At 58.1% G+C, this 18,626-nt stretch carries 22 protein-coding genes; 13 read left to right on the forward strand and 9 right to left on the reverse strand.

Translation table 11 applies throughout. The features are described 5' to 3' along the window. Positions 1 to 4: 4 nt before the first annotated feature. Positions 5 to 676 carry a TetR family transcriptional regulator gene (locus tag K5D32_RS02205; RefSeq protein WP_200991995.1) on the forward strand — a complete coding sequence of 224 codons (672 nt, stop codon included), beginning with the start codon at positions 5 to 7 and terminating at the stop codon, positions 674 to 676. Positions 677 to 679: 3 nt separating this feature from the next. Here K5D32_RS02205 and K5D32_RS02210 read toward each other — a convergent pair whose 3' ends face one another. Beyond that, positions 680 to 1,534, reverse strand: a complete 855-nt coding sequence (locus K5D32_RS02210; RefSeq protein WP_221599094.1) for a shikimate dehydrogenase — start codon at positions 1,532 to 1,534, stop codon at positions 680 to 682. A gap of 207 nt (positions 1,535 to 1,741) precedes the next feature. Here K5D32_RS02210 and K5D32_RS02215 point away from each other — a divergent pair, with 207 nt between their 5' ends. Beyond that, positions 1,742 to 2,632, forward strand: a complete 891-nt coding sequence (locus K5D32_RS02215; protein WP_221575885.1) for a pseudouridine synthase — start codon at positions 1,742 to 1,744, stop codon at positions 2,630 to 2,632. Positions 2,633 to 2,783: 151 nt separating this feature from the next. Here K5D32_RS02215 and K5D32_RS02220 read toward each other — a convergent pair whose 3' ends face one another. Both K5D32_RS02220 and mobA read right to left on the reverse strand, forming a co-directional pair. Beyond that, positions 2,784 to 3,008 (reverse strand): YgdI/YgdR family lipoprotein, encoded by a 225-nt coding sequence (locus tag K5D32_RS02220; protein ID WP_025260518.1) that lies wholly within the window; start codon positions 3,006 to 3,008, stop codon positions 2,784 to 2,786. A 73-nt stretch (positions 3,009 to 3,081) separates the two neighbouring features. Further along, on the reverse strand, positions 3,082 to 3,684 hold the full coding sequence (mobA, locus tag K5D32_RS02225) for a molybdenum cofactor guanylyltransferase MobA (RefSeq protein ID WP_221599095.1): 603 nt from the start codon (positions 3,682 to 3,684) through the stop codon (positions 3,082 to 3,084). A gap of 76 nt (positions 3,685 to 3,760) precedes the next feature. Here mobA and moaB point away from each other — a divergent pair, with 76 nt between their 5' ends. The 3 genes from moaB to K5D32_RS02240 all read left to right on the forward strand — a co-directional run bounded on the left by moaB (position 3,761) and on the right by K5D32_RS02240 (position 6,534). After that, complete coding sequence (gene moaB, locus K5D32_RS02230) at positions 3,761 to 4,300, forward strand: molybdenum cofactor biosynthesis protein B (protein ID WP_025260516.1); 540 nt, start codon at positions 3,761 to 3,763, stop codon at positions 4,298 to 4,300. Between the two features lie 6 nt (positions 4,301 to 4,306). Further along, positions 4,307 to 5,515, forward strand: a complete 1,209-nt coding sequence (gene glp / locus K5D32_RS02235; protein ID WP_221599096.1) for a gephyrin-like molybdotransferase Glp — start codon at positions 4,307 to 4,309, stop codon at positions 5,513 to 5,515. An 89-nt stretch (positions 5,516 to 5,604) separates the two neighbouring features. Continuing rightward, positions 5,605 to 6,534 carry a glycosyltransferase family 2 protein gene (locus K5D32_RS02240; protein WP_221599097.1) on the forward strand — a complete coding sequence of 310 codons (930 nt, stop codon included), beginning with the start codon at positions 5,605 to 5,607 and terminating at the stop codon, positions 6,532 to 6,534. Positions 6,535 to 6,588: 54 nt separating this feature from the next. Here K5D32_RS02240 and K5D32_RS02245 read toward each other — a convergent pair whose 3' ends face one another. After that, complete coding sequence (locus K5D32_RS02245) at positions 6,589 to 8,403, reverse strand: monovalent cation:proton antiporter-2 (CPA2) family protein (RefSeq protein ID WP_221575881.1); 1,815 nt, start codon at positions 8,401 to 8,403, stop codon at positions 6,589 to 6,591. A gap of 217 nt (positions 8,404 to 8,620) precedes the next feature. On the opposite strand from K5D32_RS02245, the gene K5D32_RS02250 reads away from it, so the two are divergent. Continuing rightward, positions 8,621 to 8,809 (forward strand): hypothetical protein, encoded by a 189-nt coding sequence (locus K5D32_RS02250; RefSeq protein ID WP_025260512.1) that lies wholly within the window; start codon positions 8,621 to 8,623, stop codon positions 8,807 to 8,809. Positions 8,810 to 8,843: 34 nt separating this feature from the next. Here K5D32_RS02250 and K5D32_RS02255 read toward each other — a convergent pair whose 3' ends face one another. Next, on the reverse strand, positions 8,844 to 9,227 hold the full coding sequence (locus tag K5D32_RS02255) for a Fe2+/Zn2+ uptake regulation protein (protein WP_198725060.1): 384 nt from the start codon (positions 9,225 to 9,227) through the stop codon (positions 8,844 to 8,846). Between the two features lie 264 nt (positions 9,228 to 9,491). After that, positions 9,492 to 10,517, reverse strand: coding sequence for a FecR family protein (locus tag K5D32_RS02260; protein ID WP_221575880.1), 1,026 nt, complete (start codon positions 10,515 to 10,517; stop codon positions 9,492 to 9,494). A gap of 219 nt (positions 10,518 to 10,736) precedes the next feature. Here K5D32_RS02260 and K5D32_RS02265 point away from each other — a divergent pair, with 219 nt between their 5' ends. The 4 genes from K5D32_RS02265 (at position 10,737) to map (ending at position 13,169) form a co-directional block, all read left to right on the forward strand. Continuing rightward, a complete protein-coding gene (locus tag K5D32_RS02265) occupies positions 10,737 to 11,771 on the forward strand; it encodes an Ldh family oxidoreductase (RefSeq protein WP_221599098.1) in 1,035 nt (344 codons plus the stop codon). A 100-nt stretch (positions 11,772 to 11,871) separates the two neighbouring features. Beyond that, entirely contained in the window at positions 11,872 to 12,060 is a 189-nt protein-coding gene (locus K5D32_RS02270) for a hypothetical protein (protein ID WP_221575878.1), read from the forward strand. A gap of 78 nt (positions 12,061 to 12,138) precedes the next feature. Further along, the gene (locus tag K5D32_RS02275) at positions 12,139 to 12,381 is read left to right on the forward strand and encodes a ParD-like family protein (protein WP_221575877.1); all 243 of its coding nucleotides are present in this window, start codon (positions 12,139 to 12,141) and stop codon (positions 12,379 to 12,381) included. Continuing rightward, the gene (map, locus tag K5D32_RS02280) at positions 12,378 to 13,169 is read left to right on the forward strand and encodes a type I methionyl aminopeptidase (RefSeq protein WP_221575876.1); all 792 of its coding nucleotides are present in this window, start codon (positions 12,378 to 12,380) and stop codon (positions 13,167 to 13,169) included. Before K5D32_RS02275 ends, map begins: the two co-directional genes overlap by 4 nt. Positions 13,170 to 13,220: 51 nt before the next feature. Here the strand turns inward: map and K5D32_RS02285 are convergent, their stop codons facing one another. The 3 genes from K5D32_RS02285 to K5D32_RS02295 all read right to left on the reverse strand — a co-directional run bounded on the left by K5D32_RS02285 (position 13,221) and on the right by K5D32_RS02295 (position 14,807). Next, positions 13,221 to 13,457, reverse strand: coding sequence for a DUF6555 family protein (locus K5D32_RS02285; protein WP_200992005.1), 237 nt, complete (start codon positions 13,455 to 13,457; stop codon positions 13,221 to 13,223). A 356-nt stretch (positions 13,458 to 13,813) separates the two neighbouring features. Next, positions 13,814 to 14,512: an endonuclease gene (locus K5D32_RS02290; RefSeq protein ID WP_374107884.1), complete on the reverse strand. Its 699-nt coding sequence runs from the start codon at positions 14,510 to 14,512 to the stop codon at positions 13,814 to 13,816. 7 nt (positions 14,513 to 14,519) lie between these two features. Beyond that, positions 14,520 to 14,807 carry a DUF1654 domain-containing protein gene (locus K5D32_RS02295; RefSeq protein ID WP_260407127.1) on the reverse strand — a complete coding sequence of 96 codons (288 nt, stop codon included), beginning with the start codon at positions 14,805 to 14,807 and terminating at the stop codon, positions 14,520 to 14,522. 274 nt (positions 14,808 to 15,081) lie between these two features. Between K5D32_RS02295 and K5D32_RS02300 the strand changes: the two genes are divergently transcribed. From K5D32_RS02300 to K5D32_RS02310, 3 genes are read left to right on the forward strand one after another with little or no spacing between them, the layout of a single operon-like run. Continuing rightward, the gene (locus K5D32_RS02300) at positions 15,082 to 16,038 is read left to right on the forward strand and encodes a sugar ABC transporter substrate-binding protein (protein WP_221575873.1); all 957 of its coding nucleotides are present in this window, start codon (positions 15,082 to 15,084) and stop codon (positions 16,036 to 16,038) included. Positions 16,039 to 16,091: 53 nt separating this feature from the next. Beyond that, positions 16,092 to 17,645: a sugar ABC transporter ATP-binding protein gene (locus K5D32_RS02305; protein ID WP_221599099.1), complete on the forward strand. Its 1,554-nt coding sequence runs from the start codon at positions 16,092 to 16,094 to the stop codon at positions 17,643 to 17,645. Next, entirely contained in the window at positions 17,642 to 18,625 is a 984-nt protein-coding gene (locus K5D32_RS02310; RefSeq protein ID WP_221593001.1) for an ABC transporter permease, read from the forward strand. Before K5D32_RS02305 ends, K5D32_RS02310 begins: the two co-directional genes overlap by 4 nt. Position 18,626 lies beyond the last annotated feature (1 nt).

The following is an 18,626-nucleotide window of genomic DNA, read 5'->3' on the forward strand; positions in this document are numbered from 1 at the left end:
AATAATGAAAAAAACTGCCGACTCCGCTGCCGTCGAGCCCGTCGATGCGCTGCGCAAGAGCCGCAAGAACAATCCGGAAAAGACCCGCGAGGATATCCTTCAGGCGGCAATCGTCGAGTTCGTTGCCTACGGGTTGACCGGCGCACGGGTCGATGCAATCGCCGAGCGCACCAAGACGTCGAAACGGATGATCTATTACTACTTCGGTAGCAAGGAGCAACTGTACGTTGAAGTGCTGGAGAAGCTCTACGGCGATATTCGCACCACCGAAAGCCAGTTGAACCTGGGCGAGCTTGAGCCGGTGGAAGCCATCCATCGAGTCGTGGAATTCACCTTCGATCACCATGACCGCAATGTCGATTTCGTGCGGATCGTCTGCATCGAAAACATCCACAACGGCGAGAACGTCAAACAGTCCGACTCGATTCAGGCCAAGAGCCAGAACATCATTCGGGCGCTGGACGATATTCTGCGACGCGGCGAGTCCATGGGACTGTTCCGCGAAGGTGTCCATCCGGTGGACCTGCACCTGATGATCAGCTCGTTCTGCTTCTATCGCATTTCCAACCGCCACACGTTCAGCGAGATTTTCCAGATCGAACTGTGGAGCGATGAGGTCAAGAAGCGTCACAAGACCATGATTTGCGACGCTGTCCTGAGTTACCTCAAGCGTTGAGTCTTACAGGCTGTGGAAGTGGTCCATCATGCGCTCTGCATCGGCAGGGCGACCACTGAACAGCTCGAATGCCTTCACCGCCTGAAACACGGCCATGGTCGAGCCGTCGAGGGTGCGGCAACCCAGTGCGCGGGCGTGCTTGAGCAGTTCGGTTTCCAGCGGGAAGTAAATGATTTCCGCGACCCAGAGTTCGGGGCGCAGCAGTTCCACCGGCAGCGGCGTGCCCGGCAATTTGGCCATGCCCACGGGCGTGGTGTTGACCAGCCCGTCGGCTTCGGCCATTGCGCCAGGCAGATCAAGGCCCACCTGAGCCCGGCCTGCGCCGAAATAAGCATTGAGGTTATCGACCAGGCCACGGGCGCGCTCGGGCTCCACCTCGAAAACGCTCAAAAGCTGCACGCCGGCACTGAGCAGCGCATGGGCCACGGCTGCACCCGCACCTCCCGCGCCCATCTGCACCACATGCTGACGCGGTGCCTCAGCCAGACCGCGCTGCAACCCTTCGGCAAAGCCCAGGCAATCGGTGTTATGGCCGATGCGCTTGCCATCCTTGAACACCACGGTGTTGACCGCGCCAATGCCGCGAGCTTCGTCGGACAGTTCGTCCAGCAAAGGAATGACAGCCTGTTTGCAGGGGAAGGTGATGTTCAGGCCCGTGAAGCCGCTGTTCTGGGCACCTTCCAGCAAACGTGGCAGTGCATGGAGATCCAGTTTGAGGGCGTCGATATCGATCAGCCGATACAGATAGCGCAAACCCTGGGCATCGCCTTCATGTTCATGCATCGACGGGGTTCGTGAGGCCTGGATACCTGAGCCGATCAGGCCAGCGAGAATGGACGGTTTTTCAATCTGGGTCATGACTTTCTGTCTCTTGTTCTGGCGTCACTGCCCGGTGTCGGGCAAACATTTTTGGCAAAATGTACCAGATGGTTCAAAGTGCTGCAGGTTCTATCTCGGGCCTTGCAGGGATTTGGTGCGGTTATCGCCCGCATAGCGAGGATCAAGCCCTTGAGGGATAATGCACGTCCCGTTGTTCCTGCATCTTCACGAGTGTCAGATCTGCGCATGTCCGAGTCCGTTTTTGTTGCCGCCCATAACCAAGCCAGTACTCTTTATCTGCCGCCTGGCCCCTGGACGACGGTACTCGACTGCCTGTGCGCGCGATTCACGGCCATCAGCCGTGAGCAGTGGCTGGACCGCATCGCCCGTGGCAGGGTGCTGGATGGCAACGGCATGCCTGTCTCCCCCGATCTGGCTTATCGGGAAGGCCTGAAGATTCACTATTTTCGCGAAGTCCCGAACGAAACGCCGATCCCGGTCGTGGAAACGATTCTGTATGCCGATGAGCATTTGGTGGTGGCCGACAAACCCCATTTTCTACCGGTTACGCCTGCTGGCGAATATGTCGAGCAAACCCTGCTGCGGCGTCTGATTCATCGGCTGGATAACCCGGATCTGGTTCCGCTGCACCGCATCGACCGGCATACCGCGGGGCTGGTGCTGTTTTCGGCCAATAAGCAAAGCCGCTCGGCTTATCAGGCGCTGTTTCCCACCCGAAAGATCGACAAACGCTATGAGGCCATCGCACCTGCGCTGCCCGGACTCGAGTTTCCTCGTGTGCATGAAAGCCGGCTGGTGGATGGCGAACCGTTTTTCCGCATGCAGGAAGGGCCGGGTGCCAGTAATACCGAGACTCGAATTGAAGTCTGTGAACGCAACGGGGAGTTGTGGCGCTACGGGCTGTATCCGGTGACCGGCAAGAAGCATCAGTTGCGCGTGCACATGGCGGCGCTGGGCGCGGCGATCTGCAATGACCCGTTCTATCCCGATGTCATCAAGGATGCGGTCGATGATTACGACCGGCCCTTGAAACTGCTGGCCCAGGGGCTGCGTTTCATCGACCCGGTGAGCGGGGAACCACGCCAGTTCGAGAGCCTGCTGAAGCTTGATTGGTAAGCACGTATAGGTGGCTGGGCGCAAAATCCGTGGGAGGGGCCTTGGCTTAACTGATCAGCATTAGTCCTACGGGAATGGTGTTGCATTATTGGAGCCAGTAAAAAACCCGCCATCAATACGACTGGCGGGTTTTTTCTACATCACGTCCGGATTACAGATCCTTGACGGTACGTACCTGATCCTTGTTGATGCGGGTCTGCTTGCCATCGAGTTGCTTGAACTCGTAGAAGCCCGAATCTTCATCGTAGTGAGGTGTGTCCACGGACTGGATTTCACGGCCATCATTCAGAGTGATTACAGTTGGCGATGCGCAGCCTGCGAGGGAAGCAATACCCAGTGCCAGCAAAAAGGCGGCAGGAAGAGTGCGTTGTTTCATGACAGTGTCTCCGGATGGACTCTTGGTTAATGACTCTCAGACGTATACACCCTCTGCAAGTTCCATGAAAAGTTTATTGAGCCTGTTCATTGATCTGACTCAGCAATTGGGGAGTATTCAGGTTGGCAAGCCGCGGGTCGCCAGTCTCCAGTTGCAAGGCCACAGGTTGCAGGTGCGCCATGGCCCGTCGCGGGCTGCGTTCACCGCTCTGCCACGCATCTTCCAGAGCCGCGGCATGGGCGGTCGGGATGATGCAGAGCAACGGTTGCCAGTATTCGCCTTCGCGGACCATGACTGGGTGGTTCGGGTGTTCAAGTGCCGTATTTCGCAGCCCTTGCAGCAAGGCGTTATCGATCAGCGGTGCGTCGCAAGGCAGCACCAGCAAGTATCCATGCCGGGCACGGGGCAGGGCGGCGCGGATGCCGGCCAGTGGCCCCGAGAAGTCAGTGTTATCGTCCTGAACCAGTTGATCGGCGTAAGCGGCGTAACGCTCCAGGTTGCGATTGCAGGAAATGATCAGGTCATCGGTCAAGGGACGTGTCAGGCGATGCAGGTGCTGAATCAGCGGCTCGCCTTGCCAATGCACAAGGCCTTTGTCACGCCCGCCCATGCGTTGCCCCTGACCTCCGGCCAGCAGCAGGATCGAGCAGTTCGGCAATGTGACGCCAACATTCATCAAAGACTCACCGGGCAGTCAAAAGGAGTGCTGTGATATAACACCGGCCTGTTTCCTTAACAACCGGATCGAGGCCATGAAAGCCAAGGCTGACACACCTTTTGTACCCCTGAATATCGCCGTCCTGACCGTCAGCGATACCCGGACCTTTGAAAACGATACCTCGGGGCAGATGTTCGTCGATCGCCTGACTGAAGCCGGTCACGGCCTGATAGAGCGCGTCCTGCTCAAGGATGACCTGTACAAGATCCGCGCCCAGGTTGCGACCTGGATTGCCGATGAACAGGTTCAGGTGGTGCTGATCACCGGCGGCACAGGCTTTACCGGACGTGACAGCACCCCGGAAGCCGTGAGCTGCCTGCTGGACAAGCAGGTCGATGGTTTCGGCGAGCTGTTCCGGCAGATTTCCGTACCGGATATCGGCACCTCGACCATTCAGTCCCGCGCGCTGGCCGGTCTGTCCAACGGTACGCTGGTCTGCTGCCTGCCGGGCTCCACCAACGCGGTGCGTACGGCCTGGGACGGGATTCTGTCTCAACAGCTGGATTCGCGTTTCCGCCCGTGCAATTTCGTGCCGCACCTCAAGCAGGCAGAACCCTGCGCCACCCGTGGTTGAGCGGGCATGAACGCGCCTCAGGCCCTGATGCCTGTCGAACAAGCCATTGCACGCCTGCTGGAAATGGCCGAAGCCTCGCCCATTACCGAGCGTGAACGGGTTCCTCTGGCCGAAGCCCAGGGACGTGTATTGGCGGTGGATCTGATTTCCACCCTCGACCTGCCGCCCTGGCCCAACAGCGCCATGGACGGTTACGCCTTGCGTCTGGCGGACTGGACCGGCGAGCCGCTGCCCGTAAGCCAGAGAATCTTCGCCGGGCAGGCTCCCGAGCCGCTGGCAGTCGGCACGTGTGCACGGATTTTCACAGGCGCTCCCATGCCGGAAGGTGCCGATTGCGTCGAGATGCAGGAAAACGCCGAAGTCCTGCAGGACCAGCGCGTGCGTTTTACCGAGCCGCTCAAGCCGGGGCAGAACATCCGTCCTCAAGGTCAGGAAACCACAGTCGGCGATAAGGTGTTGGCAGCCGGGACTAAGTTGGGACCTATCGAGCTGGGGCTCGCGGCGTCTTTGGGGCTGGCTGAGCTGGATGTCATTCGCCGTGTCCGGGTTGCCGTGCTGTCCACCGGCGATGAATTGATCGAACCCGGTCAGCCATTGGGGCCAGGGCAGATCTACAACAGTAACCGCGTGCTGCTGTGCAGCTGGTTGAAGCGTCTTGAGTGCGAAGTGCTGGATGCGGGAATCCTGCCGGACGATCTGGAAAAGACCCGTGCCGCATTGGCGGGGCTCAACGAGGTCGACCTGATCCTGTCCACGGGCGGCGTATCCGTAGGCGAAGCGGATTTCCTGGGCCATGCGCTGCGCGAAGAGGGCGAACTGTCGCTCTGGAAGCTGGCCATCAAGCCGGGCAAACCGCTGACTTTCGGCCATTTCCGTGGCGTGCCGGTGATCGGCCTGCCGGGTAATCCGGCGTCCACGCTGGTCACCTTTGCGTTGCTGGCTCGCGCCTATCTGCTCCGCTGTCAGGGCGTTGCAGATGTCACGCCCATGCAGTTTCCCGTCCCGGCCGGGTTCGTCTGGCGCAAGGCGGGCAATCGTCGCGAATACCTGCGCGGGCGTCTGGAGCAAGGTCGTGCCGTCGCCTACAGCAATCAAAGCTCTGGCGTGCTGCGCAGTGCGGCTTGGGCGGACGGGTTGATCGAGGTTCGCGAAGGCACCACTGTTGCTGAGGGTGACTGGGTCAATTTCATTCCCCTGAGTGAAGTGCTGGGTTGATTGCATTCAAATGGTCGTCCGGCGAGGCATGAGCTACCCTCAAACACGCTGACAGATTGGGCATCAGGAATTTGCTCTGGAGTATTGTTATGCCGTCTTTGAGAGTGGCTTGTGTCATTCCGACCTACAACGGGCGCAAGGATCTGGATCGCCTGCTGGATTCTCTGGCGACCCAGACCTCGACTTTCGACACCCTGATCGTTGATTCCAGCTCGTCGGATGGCACCCTGGAACTGGCACAGTCACGCTGTGCCAATGTGATCCGTATCGACAGCAAGGACTTCAACCACGGCGGCACCCGGCAGATGATGGTCGAGCGATACCCCGACTACGACGTCTACGTCTACATGACCCAGGATGCCTATGTGGAGGACGTCGACGCCATTGCCAATATCCTGCTGCCGTTTGCCGATCCCAAGGTAGGCGCAGTATGCGGGCGGCAGTTGCCCCACAAGGATGCCAACCTGCTGGCGCAGCATGCGCGGCTATTCAATTACCCGCCGACTTCCCGGATCAAGACCCTTGAAGATGCTGCAACGCTCGGCATCAAGACACCGTTCATGTCGAACTCCTTCGCAGCGTATCGGCGTGAGGCGTTACTGGCGACGGGAGGCTTCCCGCGGCATGTGATCCTCTCCGAAGACATGTACGTCACGGCCAGGATGCTGCTCGACGGCTGGAAAATCGCTTACGAAGGTTCGGCGGTGTGCAGACATTCCCACAACTACAGCCTGCGCGAAGAGTTTTGTCGTTACTTCGATATCGGCGTGTTCCAGTCTCGGGAATCCTGGATCTACGAAACCTTTGGCGGCATTGCGGGCGAGGGGATGCGCTACGTGAAATCAGAGCTGGCCTTTCTGGGCAAGCGTCGCTTTCTGCTGTGGCCACTGTCTTTCGTACGCAACGCCCTCAAGCTGCTGGCCTACAAATTGAGCAAACAGGAAAAGCGTTTGCCCAAAGGCCTGAAGAAAAAACTCGGCATGCACAAGCGGTATTGGGACAGCCCGTATGCCGAGTAGGTTTTCGCGAATAAGCTCGCTCCCACAAACCGTAGGAGCGACTTCAGTCGCGAATCAGGACTTCCCCGATTCCTCTTCCTGACGATCCGCCTCGAACAACTGCGCCAGTTCCTTTCTGGCTTCCCGGGCGGTTTGCAGAAGCTTGGCTTCGTCGTCATACACCAGATGCTGGGCAGCCAGCACCTGTTCGTCGTGACGCTTGAAGCGGCTGATTCGCGCATCGGCCTGGGCCTGGCTCAAACCGAGGCCCAGCAAGGTCTGACGGCTCATTTCCAGACTGGAATAGAACGTTTCACGTACCGCCTGGGCTCCCACGTCGATCAGGCGATGGACGTGCTGGCGGTTACGGGCGCGGGCGATGATCTTCATGTCCGGGTACAACTTGCGGATCAGTTCGGCGGTCTTGATATTGGTGTCGGGATCATCGGTGGCGATGATAAAGAACTCGGCCTCATGAACCTTGGCCGCCCGCAGGATTTCCGGCTTCAGCGGGTCGCCATAGAACACCGGCACATTGCCGAAGCTGCGCGAGAACTCGATGGATTCCACCGCGGTATCCAGCGCCACGAAAGGGATATTCTGCGCCCGCAGAATACGCGCCACGATCTGGCCCATACGGCCCATGCCGGCAATCACCACGCGAGGGCTGTCGGTATTGATATCGCGGTACTCGTCCGGCACCTCGACAGGCTTGACCCTGGGCTTGATCCAGCGGGCCATGGCCATGAACAGCAGCGGCGTCATGGCCATCGAGAGAGTAATGGCCAGGATCAGAATGTCGTACAGCTCGGGCTCGAACAGGCCTTGCTGGTTGCCGATCTTGAAGACAACGAAAGCGAACTCACCCCCTGCGGCCAGCACCAGTCCCAGACTCAGGGCATTCTGTTTACTCAGCCCGCCTGCCAGACGCCCGATGAAAAACAGCAGCGGAAACTTCAGGGCAATCAGCAGAAAGGTCAGCCCCAGCACAACTACCGGTGAACTGAACAGCAGGCTGATATTGGCCCCCATCCCGACGCTGATGAAAAACAGCCCCAGCAACAGGCCTTTGAAAGGCTCGATCTGCGCTTCGAGTTCGTGCCGGTATTCGGAGTCGGCCAGCAGCAGGCCGGCCAGGAATGCGCCCAGTGCCATGGACACGCCCACCAGCTCCATCAACCAGGCTGTCCCCATGACCACCAGCAGTGCGGTGGCTGTGGACACTTCCTGAATTTTGGTCTTGGCCACGATGCGAAACACCGGGCGCAGCAGGTAGCGGCCGCCGACCACCACAATCGCGATGCTGCCCAGCACTTGCAGGCTGTGGAGCAGGCTTTCATGGGAACTGAGTTCTTGCTCGTGGCTGGTGCCGGCCAGCAACGGAACCATGGCAATCAGCGGGATGGCAGCGATGTCCTGAAACAGCAGAATGGCAAACGCCAGGCGTCCGTGGGGGCTGTTCAGCTCCTTGCGCTCGGCCAGGCTTTGCAGGCCGAAAGCGGTGGAAGACAATGCGAGACCCAGACCCAGCACCACAGCTGTATTCAGGGGTTGCTCGAAGGCCAGCAGGGCAACACAGCCAATCACCAGACCGGACAGCAGCACTTGCGCCATGCCGACACCAAAGACTGCCTTGCGCATCACCCATAAACGTTTTGGGGACAGCTCCAGGCCGATGATGAACAGCAGCAACACCACCCCGAGTTCCGAGATATGGCTGACGCTTTCCGGGTTATCGATCAGTTTGAGTACTGAAGGGCCGATGATGACCCCTGCGAATAAATAGCCCAGCACGGCGCCCAGTTGCAGGCGCTTGGCCAGCGGAACAGTCAATACGGCGGCGAGCAGGAACACGACTGCGGCCTGTAGCAGGCTGCCTTCATGGGGCATGTTGAAACTCCTTGGCAAGTCATGAACAGTCGATAAACGACTTTGAAGGGCGGCATTAAACCATGCGTGATTCACAGGGCAAGGTTCAATTGCACGCGATGCCTGCCAAAGAGGCTGGCGATGAGGCGGGGGAGCCGTGCCAGAAACGGCGCATCGGCGTACCATGTGCGGGCATTTGCGCAGAGCCAATGCTGTCCAGAGAACTCAGGAAACCGTTATGACCAACAAGCAACGCTTGATTTACTCCATTCTGATCATCCTGTCCGTCATGGCGATCATGCTGGGGCTGTCACACCTGCAGAACACGGGTGTGCTGAGTGAGAAGACCTTCCAGTACATTGCCATCAGCGTGGCCGTGATCGTGGTCGTTCTGAACGGCATCATGCGACGCAAGGTCAAGCGCTGAGATTCGCTGCCCTGCATCTTCGCATCGAAGGGGGTCAATCCTTGTTCGATTCGCTCAGCCATTCCCAGGCGCGAGGGTGCAGGCTGTAGGTCTTGTCGGCGTTGAGGTTGATCACGCCTTCATCGCACAGGCGCTTGAGCACCTCGCGGACACTGAGAAAAGACAATGGCACATCGAGTCGCAGCAACTGGCTGTGTACACCCCGTACTCCCAGGGTCTGGCCTTCATCATTGGCAGCCAGCAGCGCATCCAGAACCTTCAGCCTGACGAGGCTGGTGCGCAGACCAAAACTTTTCAGCAGCAGTCTTATATGTTCGTTGCCGGGGCGATCGGTTTCTGCGGCGGGCGATTCTGCCTGGGCAGAAAGGGCCGTCTGCCGGAGCATCGTGCGGGTTGTAATTCCTTGACGATTGAACATGCAAACTCCTTTTCAGGCTTTTTCAGATACGGCTCATTGGGTTCTGTGAACGAAACTCATTACTAATGACGAACGAACGCCTGAAAAACTCATCTTTGAACGCAAAAAAAATATAAAAATGTGATTTTGCCAGGAGGACGGCCGTTTTCCGGGCGATAAAAAGCAGCGCGAACACCCGGATCATACCGGGGTATTATTCAAAAATCTGTGAAAACGCTTCGCATTTGCATTTGTCGCAAAGGAAATAGTGCGGCAATAAGAGGATCAGCCTTTGGGCGTTGCCGAAGAGCGCTTGTTGAGGACGGGATTGCCTTCCTGATTGCGGGTGACGAATACCGGCAACACTTTGGGCAGGGAGGTCAGCAGGTTCGACATGTCCTGAGTGTTGTAGCTGCCGCCCAGGCGAATGGCGCCCGTGGCGTTATCCGCCAGCAGGATCGGCGTCTGGAGGTAGCGGTTGATCAAGGGCAATGCCTGGCTCAGTGGCAGGTCATTGAAGATCAGCTTGCCATTGCGCCAGGCAAGGCTGGTGTCGCCGCTTTGGGTTTCACTGATTTTCGGCTGGAAGTCTCCAGGCTTGTAACTGGCCTGCATGCCTGGCTCCAGACGATAACCGGCTCCTGGCTGCGAACGGTCGCTGCAGACCTGCACCGAACCGTCGACCAGCATGACCCGCACCTGTTCCTGATACATCCAGACATTGAAGCGGGTACCCGTCACCTTGACGCTGCCCTGACCGGCCCTGACCACGAACGGGTGAGTGCTGTCATGGCTGACTTCAAAGAACGCCTCGCCCTTTTTCAGGGTGACGCTGCGCCGATCCTTGTAATTGGCGTAAGTCAGTTGCGTGCCCAGATTCAGCTCAACGCGGCTGCCGTCGGCCATGGTGACCACCCGAGTGGCGTCCAGGGTTTCGTAGGTGTCGTAAGCGTTGGGAATCCAGCCTTGATTCCAGCCGATAATGCCTGCCAGAGGAATCGCCAGGGCAGCAAGTGTGGCAGCAACGGCGTAGTGACGGCGTGAGCGTTTTCGGTAGGAGGGAGCCTTGGGTGCTTGCGGCTTGAGTTCGATAACCGGGGCCGGATTGACGGGCGTGACCTGCTCGGAAATATCCCATATCTCCAGCATTGCTTCGTATTCGATCGCATGCTGTGGATGAGCATTGAGCCACTGATTGAAAACCTTTCGCTCCGCATCCGTGCAGTCATCGGCATGCAGGCGCATGCACCAATGCGCGGCGGCATCGGTTATTGCGTCATATTCTGCTTCGCTGAGGTTGGGGGCGCTCATTGGCTCTCCGGTCTTTACTGTGGGGCATTCTACCTCCTGATATCTACTGGAGAGAACAATGTATGGCTATTGAGTATCAGGCAGAGGAGTATTTCATCGTGAATGTGATCGGCTCTCATTGATGTGAAAAATACTGTCTGGACGTTTTTTTCGAAGGACGCAGCGATATTTTCAGATGCGCCGATACTTGCTTTTTCAACCTTGACGCCGGAGCTCTGGATGTCCGCAACTCGTGATAATGAGCAGTTCAGAACCGTTTCGTATCAGCAGTTGGCCGATCTGCTTCAGCAGATATTTCTGGCCCATGGTGCTTCGCCGCAGACCGCTCGCGTACTGGCCGAAAACTGCGCCAGCGCACAGCGCGATGGCTCTCACAGCCACGGCATCTTTCGCATTCCAGGCTACCTGTCGTCCCTGGCCAGTGGCTGGGTCGATGGCCAGGCGGTGCCTGTGGTCGAAGATGTTGCCGGGGCCTTCGTCAGGGTCGATGCTGCCAACGGCTTTGCCCAGCCGGCTATGGAGGCCGCCCGTTCATTGCTGATTGAAAAGGTCAGGAGTGCGGGGATCGCGATTCTGGCCATCCGTAATTCCCATCATTTCGCGGCGCTATGGCCGGATGTCGAACCCTTTGCCCAACAAGGCTTCGTGGCGCTGAGTGTGGTCAACAGCATGACCTGCGTCGTGCCCCACGGCGCGCAACAGCCGCTGTTTGGCACCAACCCGATTGCCTTTGCAGCGCCCCGTGCCGGGGGTGAACCGGTGGTGTTCGATCTTGCGACCAGCGCCATCGCCCATGGCGATGTGCAGATCGCTGCACGGGAAGGGCGAATGCTGCCAGCAGGCATGGGCGTGGATCGTAATGGACAGCCCACCGAAGACCCCAAGGCCATTCTCGATGGCGGGGCACTGTTGCCGTTTGGTGGCTACAAGGGCTCGGCACTGTCCATGATGGTGGAGCTGCTGGCTGCCGGGCTGACTGGCGGGAATTTTTCGTTCGAATTCGACTGGTCGAAACACCCCGGCGCCCAGACGCCCTGGACCGGACAACTGCTTATCGTCATCGACCCGGACAGAGGCGGCAGCGGCCAGCAATTTGCACAGCGCAGCGAAGAGCTTGTCAGACAGATGCAGGGGGCAGGGCAGGAGCGTATTCCCGGTGATCGCCGCTATGCGTTGCGCGCCCGGTCGCTGGCCGATGGAATCGATATCGAGGTGAGCGACTGGGAGCGCCTGGAGGCACTGGCCATGTCGTGATTGCGGGAGGCATCGAATGACCATTCGTCGCGAGCGGGCTTGTGCGGGGTCTGCTCAATGAATACTGTATATAAGAACAGTATCTGGTAACGAGGTTGTCATGTCCCTGAATGCATTGCAAGGTTCGATCACTCACCACTGCGCCATCCTGGTCAACGAGATGCAGCGCGAAGATTTTCTTGCTCTGGCAACTGCCCTGCGTCAATTCAATTTTGATGAGCCACAAGCCTCGATGACACTTACTGAACCCCTCTATGACGACGAGTGTCGTGCAGCCGCTGTCGCCTGATGTCGGTGTTTCCAGCCTCCTGCTTGCTTGCTGATATACGAAACATATATGATTCGTATATTCCATATGAGGTGAGCCATGGGGCTGGTAAAGATTTCTGAACACATGCACGCCAATCTGCGCTCGGCCAGCGTGGCCTTGAGCCGTTCCATCAACGCCCAGGCTGAGCACTGGATGCGCATTGGCATGCTTGCCGAGCTTCATCCGACACTCAACTACAGCGAAATCTGTCAGATGCTGATTCGTGCCGAAGATGCGGGCGGCGCCGTGCTGACTGCCCAGGCATCCGATATCTCGTCGGTTGTGCGGGTGGCCTCATGAGTCGCGGTATCACGCTCAAGACCGAACAGGATCTGGTCCAGTTGCGCATTGCGGGCCGGATGGCTGCAGAAGTATTGGCCATGATTGCGCCGCATGTGAAGGCCGGTGTCAGCACCGAAGCTCTGGATGACATCTGCAACGAATATATCGTTAAAGAACTCAAAGTCATCCCGGCGAACGTGGGCTATCACGGTTTCACCAAGACCACCTGCATTTCTCCCAATGCTGTGGTCTGCCATGGCATTCCTTCGCCGACGGACATTCTCAAGGACGGCGATATCGTCAATATCGATGTCGCGGTCATCAAGGATGGCTGGTATGGCGACACCAGTCGCATGTACCTGGTGGGTGACGTCAGTCCGCTGGCCAAACGGCTGGTCGAGACCACTTATGAAGCCACACGTGCCGGTATCCATGCCGTACGTCCGGGGGCCACGCTGGGTGATATTGGCCACGCTATCCAGACGGTTGCACACCGCGAAGGCTTCAGTGTCGTGCGCGAGTATTGCGGGCATGGCATCGGTCGCACTTACCACGAAGAGCCACAGGTTCTGCACTACGGCACTGCTGGCAAGGGCCTCAAGCTCAAGCCGGGAATGGTGTTTACCATCGAGCCGATGATCAACGCCGGCAGGCCGGAAACCAAGGCCCTGGCCGATGGCTGGACAGTGCTGACACGCGACCTCTCATTGTCCGCCCAGTGGGAGCATATGGTTGCCGTGACCCAGACGGGGTTCGAGCTGTTGACACCCTGGCCTGATGGCACGGGCGAATACGCCCCGATCTGACCGCATTGATGAAGCCGGCCCTTGAGGGGCCGGTTTCATTTTCAGAAAGGCTCAGATATTTGCAGTGCACTTCTTCCAATGCACCTGCGTCACACCAAAGCCCTGCGCCTGCAAGATCGCCAGACGTATGGGGCCCGCGGATACATTGTCACTGACAGTTCCGACTCCGGCATGCAGCGTGGCGATATGAAGGGCGTCGCTTTGACTCAGAAGCAGGGCTTGATGCAGAAAGTGGCGAGCTTCGCCCTTGAACTGATAATGAATTTCAAATTCCGTTTGAGTTGTCATTCATGCCTGCCTGTTGGGCGTAAGGGCTACGCCATCTGAAAATGAGTACGTGGGAGTACAGGTAGCTGGGGCGTGCCTCATGCACGTGGCATTGCTACTTCATTTCGAGATCGATACAGGGTTGCAAGTAATTCAGACGGTTCTGATCGGACTGCGGTCTCTAGCATCCTGCCCGGTAGGCTGCCCGTATTTACAGTGCTTTGGGGCAGATACTGTCGTGGGTCAAGCAGGACACGAAGAGGGAAATTACAGGGTTTTGGATCCAGGTGAGCAGTTGTCCGATGAGTGGCCAAGGGCCTTATCCAGATGCGTGGATTGCTCATCGAAAACTGATCAAACGGATGTTAAAAGGTGACTCAGCTACAGGATTTGAGATTTACCGGCCCCACGAACTCGTTACCACGGCCCATGACGCAGGCAACCCGCTGATTGCGCTGACGCTCCCACTCCTGAACCGGATAAGTCTTGTTCCAGGCCTGATAGAGCTGCTGATCCTGACGTGACAGCCGCAAGTTGTACTGCTTGCTCATGTAGAAGTAAGTGCGCGCGATCATTCCGCGGATCGAAGGGCGTGGCATGACCTTTTTTGCCTTGAAATCCACTTGCGTCAGGCAGGAACCGTATTGGCCTTTCTGCTCGGGCAGCCAGCCAAAACTGAAGTTGCTCCGATCACCGTTTACCTCTCCGATGCTCGGCACCAGATTGTGCAAGTCGGCTTCGGCACGTTTATAGATGTCATCATTCTTTGCGCAGTTTTTTCGACCGCCATCCTGCCAGCACTGGCGTTGGTGGCCAATCTGCCAGGCGGGCACGATATGTTCCCACTCGATGCGTTTGGCGCGGTTGGCGTTCTTGCGTGGCACATAACCACAGCCAGCAAGATCGACCTGCTTGCCGGTGTATTTGCACCCGCAATAAAACTCGGTTGCTTGAGGTGCATAGAGGCCCCAGGCGATTTTCTTCGCCTCGCTGAAGGTTCGCGGAGCATCGGCTTGTACGGTCAGTGGAACAATGAGGAACAGGGTGGTGCAGAGCAGGGCAGAAAATCGAACCATCATGCCGTCAGTCTTCCTTCGGCAATGTCCAGAAAATTTGCACGCCGCCGTCATCGCGCCAGGCGAGGGTGACGTTATCGTTCTCGGCTATTTCTTCCAGCAACTGGGCCCAGTCGTCTTCCGTCTCGTCAGGCAGGCGGAATATCAAGGCGGCTTTGGCTTTTTGAGCGGTAGGCGAGTTGATGATTTTCTGAACCCGGATGCCAAGGCGTTCGTAGGAACCGGGAAGGGAGGGGGTCACTGCTGCGCTTTGTCTTGCCACGAAAAAAGATCCCTTGGGTTGCTGTACGGGCATACAGTATTTCACTGTCGGATCTTTCGCAACCCTTATGTAGGATAAGGTACTTGGGTTTGGGGATATAACGCTGCCTGTTGATTTTTCTGTCTTATTTCCTTTCTTGCGATGGCATTTTCTCCCGGTCAGCAGTGCTGTCAGCTGGCTTTATGTTAATTGACAAAAGCAGCAAGCTTTCTTCATAGTTCTCACTCGCAAACGTTTGCGTATCGAGCCCACTGTTCGATCCTGCGTCGTTCGCCCGAAAAATAATCACAACATCGGAGATGAACTCATGAAGCTGCCATTCGCTGGACGTCTTCTCGCTGCCGCTATTCTCTCTGCCGCCACGGCAGTCACGCCCCTCTCGTTCGTCCACGCTCAAGATGCTGAAAAGCCCAAGGTCGCTCTGGTCATGAAATCACTGGCCAACGAGTTCTTCCGGACCATGGAAGATGGCGCCAAGGCCTACCAGAAAGAGCATTCCAGCGACTTCGACCTGGTTTCCAACGGCATCAAGGATGAGTCCGACACAGCCAGCCAGATCCGTATCGTCGAGCAGATGATCGTCTCCCGAGTCGATGCACTGGTCATCGCGCCTGCCGATTCCAAGGCGCTGGTGCCGGTGATCAAGAAGGCGATGGATGCCGGTATCCAGGTCATCAACATTGATAACCAGCTGGATGCTTCTGTGCTGAAAAGCAAAAACATCGAAGTGCCTTTTGTAGGCCCGGATAACCGCAAGGGCGCTCGTCTGGTGGGTGAGTACCTGGCCAAGGATCTGAAGGCAGGCGATGAAGTCGGCATCATTGAAGGTGTGCCGACCACCACCAATGCCCAGCAGCGTACAGCCGGCTTCAAGGACGCCATGGAAGCGGCGCAATTGAAGATTGTTTCCGTGCAGTCCGGTAACTGGGAAATCGACAAGGGCAACGCTGTTGCTTCGGCCATGCTCAACGAGTATCCGAACCTCAAGGCGTTGTTGGCAGGTAACGACAGCATGGCGCTGGGCGCGGTATCGGCGGTTCGTGCGGCAGGCAAGGCGGGCAAGGTCGCTGTGGTCGGCTACGACAACATCAACGCTATCAAGCCGATGCTCAAGGATGGTCGAGTGCTGGCCACCGCTGACCAGTTCGCTGCCAAACAGGCGGTTTTCGGTATTGAAGCGGCCTTGAAACTGGTCAAGAAACAGCCGGTCGATAGCGTCAATGGCGTGATCGAAACCCCTGTCGAACTCGTCACCAAACCCTGATTCCTGTCTGGTAATGGCGCCTGCCCGAACCGGGCAGGCGTCGGGAGAATCTTATGTCAGCACCTGTCCAGGATGCTGTTCTGTCCATCGGTGGAATTGGCAAGACCTACGCCCAACCGGTGCTTGCCGATATCGAGCTGACGCTGATGCGCGGCGAAGTGCTGGCCTTGACCGGCGAAAACGGCGCAGGCAAAAGCACTTTGTCAAAGATCATCGGCGGGCTGGTCGTGCCGGATGCCGGTGTGATGTCTTTCCAGGGCCAGCCTTATCAACCGGCAAACCGCACACAGGCTGAAAAGCTGGGCGTGCGCATGGTCATGCAGGAGTTGAACCTGCTGCCGACCCTGACGGTGGCTGAAAACCTGTTTCTGGATGACATGCCGCGGCGCCTGGGCTGGATCGACCGCAAGGTCCTGCGCGAAAACGCTATCAAGGCCATGGCTCAAGTCGGGCTGGAAGCCATCGACCCGGACACGCTGGTCGGTGATCTGGGTATCGGCCATCAGCAGATGGTTGAAATCGCCCGTAACCTGACCGGCGATTGTCATGTGCTGATTCTCGATGAGCCGACCGCGATGCTCACATCTCGAGAAGTCGAGATGCTGTTCGAGCAGGTCAGCCGCTTGCAGGCGCGTGGCGTCTCGATCATTTATATCTCCCACCGTCTTGAGGAACTGGCCAGAGTCGCCCAGCGCATTGCAGTGCTGCGTGACGGCAAGCTGGTCTGCGTGGATCCGATTGCCCGCTATGACAGCGAGCAACTGGTCACGCTGATGGTCGGGCGAGAGCTGGGCGAGCACATCGACATGGGGTCTCGACAGATTGGTGAGGTCGCGCTGTCGGTCAAGGGGCTGGGGCGCTCAGATAAGGTAAAGGACGTTTCGTTTCAGGTACGCCGTGGCGAGATCTTCGGTATTTCCGGCCTGATCGGTGCGGGGCGAACCGAGCTTTTGCGTCTGATCTACGGTGCCGACAAGGCCGATACCGGCAGCATCGAAATCGGTCAGCCACTGCGCGAAGCGACCATTCGCTCGCCTGCCGATGCGGTTGAGCATGGCATTGCGTTGATCACTGAAGATCGCAAGGGCGAAGGTCTGCTGATGTCGCAGTCCATCAGCGCCAATGTCGCGCTGGGCAATATGCCGGCTATTTCCCGGGGGGGCGTAGTCAGTGCCCGCGATGAACTGGCATTGGCGCAGCGGCAGGTCGCAGCCATGCGTATCCGCAGCTCCAGCCCGGCACAACTGGTCTCGGAACTTTCCGGCGGTAATCAGCAGAAGGTGGTGATCGGTCGCTGGCTGGAGCGTGACTGCCCGGTAATGCTGTTCGACGAGCCCACCCGCGGTATCGATGTGGGAGCCAAGTTCGACATCTACGCGCTATTGGGCGAACTGACTCGCCAGGGACGAGCGCTGGTGGTGGTGTCCAGCGATCTGCGCGAACTCATGTTGATCTGTGACCGCATTGGCGTGCTGTCGGCAGGTCGCCTGATCGATACCTTCGAGCGCGACAACTGGACTCAGGATCAACTGCTCGCCGCTGCTTTTGCCGGCTATCAAAAACGTGATGCGTTGCTTAGCGAAGCGGCGCCCAGGAATGACTCATGAATAACCCTGTTTCCCAGACGAAGCCTTCAGCGGCCCGGAATTATTTCGGCCTCGGCACTTACCTCGGGCTGGCGGGCGCCTTGCTGGCGATGATTGTACTGTTCTCGCTACTGAGCGATCACTTCCTGTCGTACCAGACCTTCAGCACCCTGGCCAACCAGATTCCGGACCTGATGGTGCTGGCGGTGGGCATGACGCTGGTGCTGATCATCGGTGGTATTGACCTCTCGGTGGGTTCGGTTCTGGCACTGGCTGCATCGGCGGTGAGTGTTGCCATTCTGGGCTGGGGCTGGAGCGTATTTCCCGCGGCCTTGCTGGGCATCGCTTGCGCAACCCTGGCGGGCACCATTACCGGCTCGATCACCGTCGCATGGCGAATCCCGTCCTTTATCGTGTCGTTGGGCGTGCTGGAAATGGCGCGTGGCGTTGCGTATCAGATGACGGACTCGCGCACGGCCTACATCGGTGACTCCTTCGCCTGGTTGTCCAACCCGCTGGCCTTCGGGATTTCTCCCTCGTTCGTGATCGCACTGCTGGTGATCTTCATTGCACAGGCAGTACTGACGCGCACGGTATTCGGTCGTTACCTGATCGGGATCGGCACCAACGAAGAAGCCGTGCGTCTGGCGGGGATCAATCCCAAGCCTTACAAGATTCTGGTGTTTTCGCTGATGGGCCTGCTGGCCGGTGTGGCGGCGCTGTTCCAGATATCCCGACTGGAAGCGGCTGATCCCAATGCCGGTGCGGGCCTGGAACTGCAAGTCATCGCGGCGGTGGTGATTGGTGGAACCAGCCTCATGGGTGGGCGCGGCTCGATCATCAGCACTTTCTTTGGCGTGCTGATCATTTCCGTGCTGGCAGCAGGTCTTGCGCAGATCGGTGCATCGGAACCCACCAAACGCATCATCACCGGTGCCGTGATCGTGATCGCGGTGGTCCTGGATACCTATCGTAGCCACCGGGCACGGCGGCAGGGCTGAT

The sequence above is a fragment of the Pseudomonas cichorii genome (assembly GCF_019719005.1).
Taxonomy (GTDB): domain Bacteria; phylum Pseudomonadota; class Gammaproteobacteria; order Pseudomonadales; family Pseudomonadaceae; genus Aquipseudomonas; species Aquipseudomonas cichorii_E.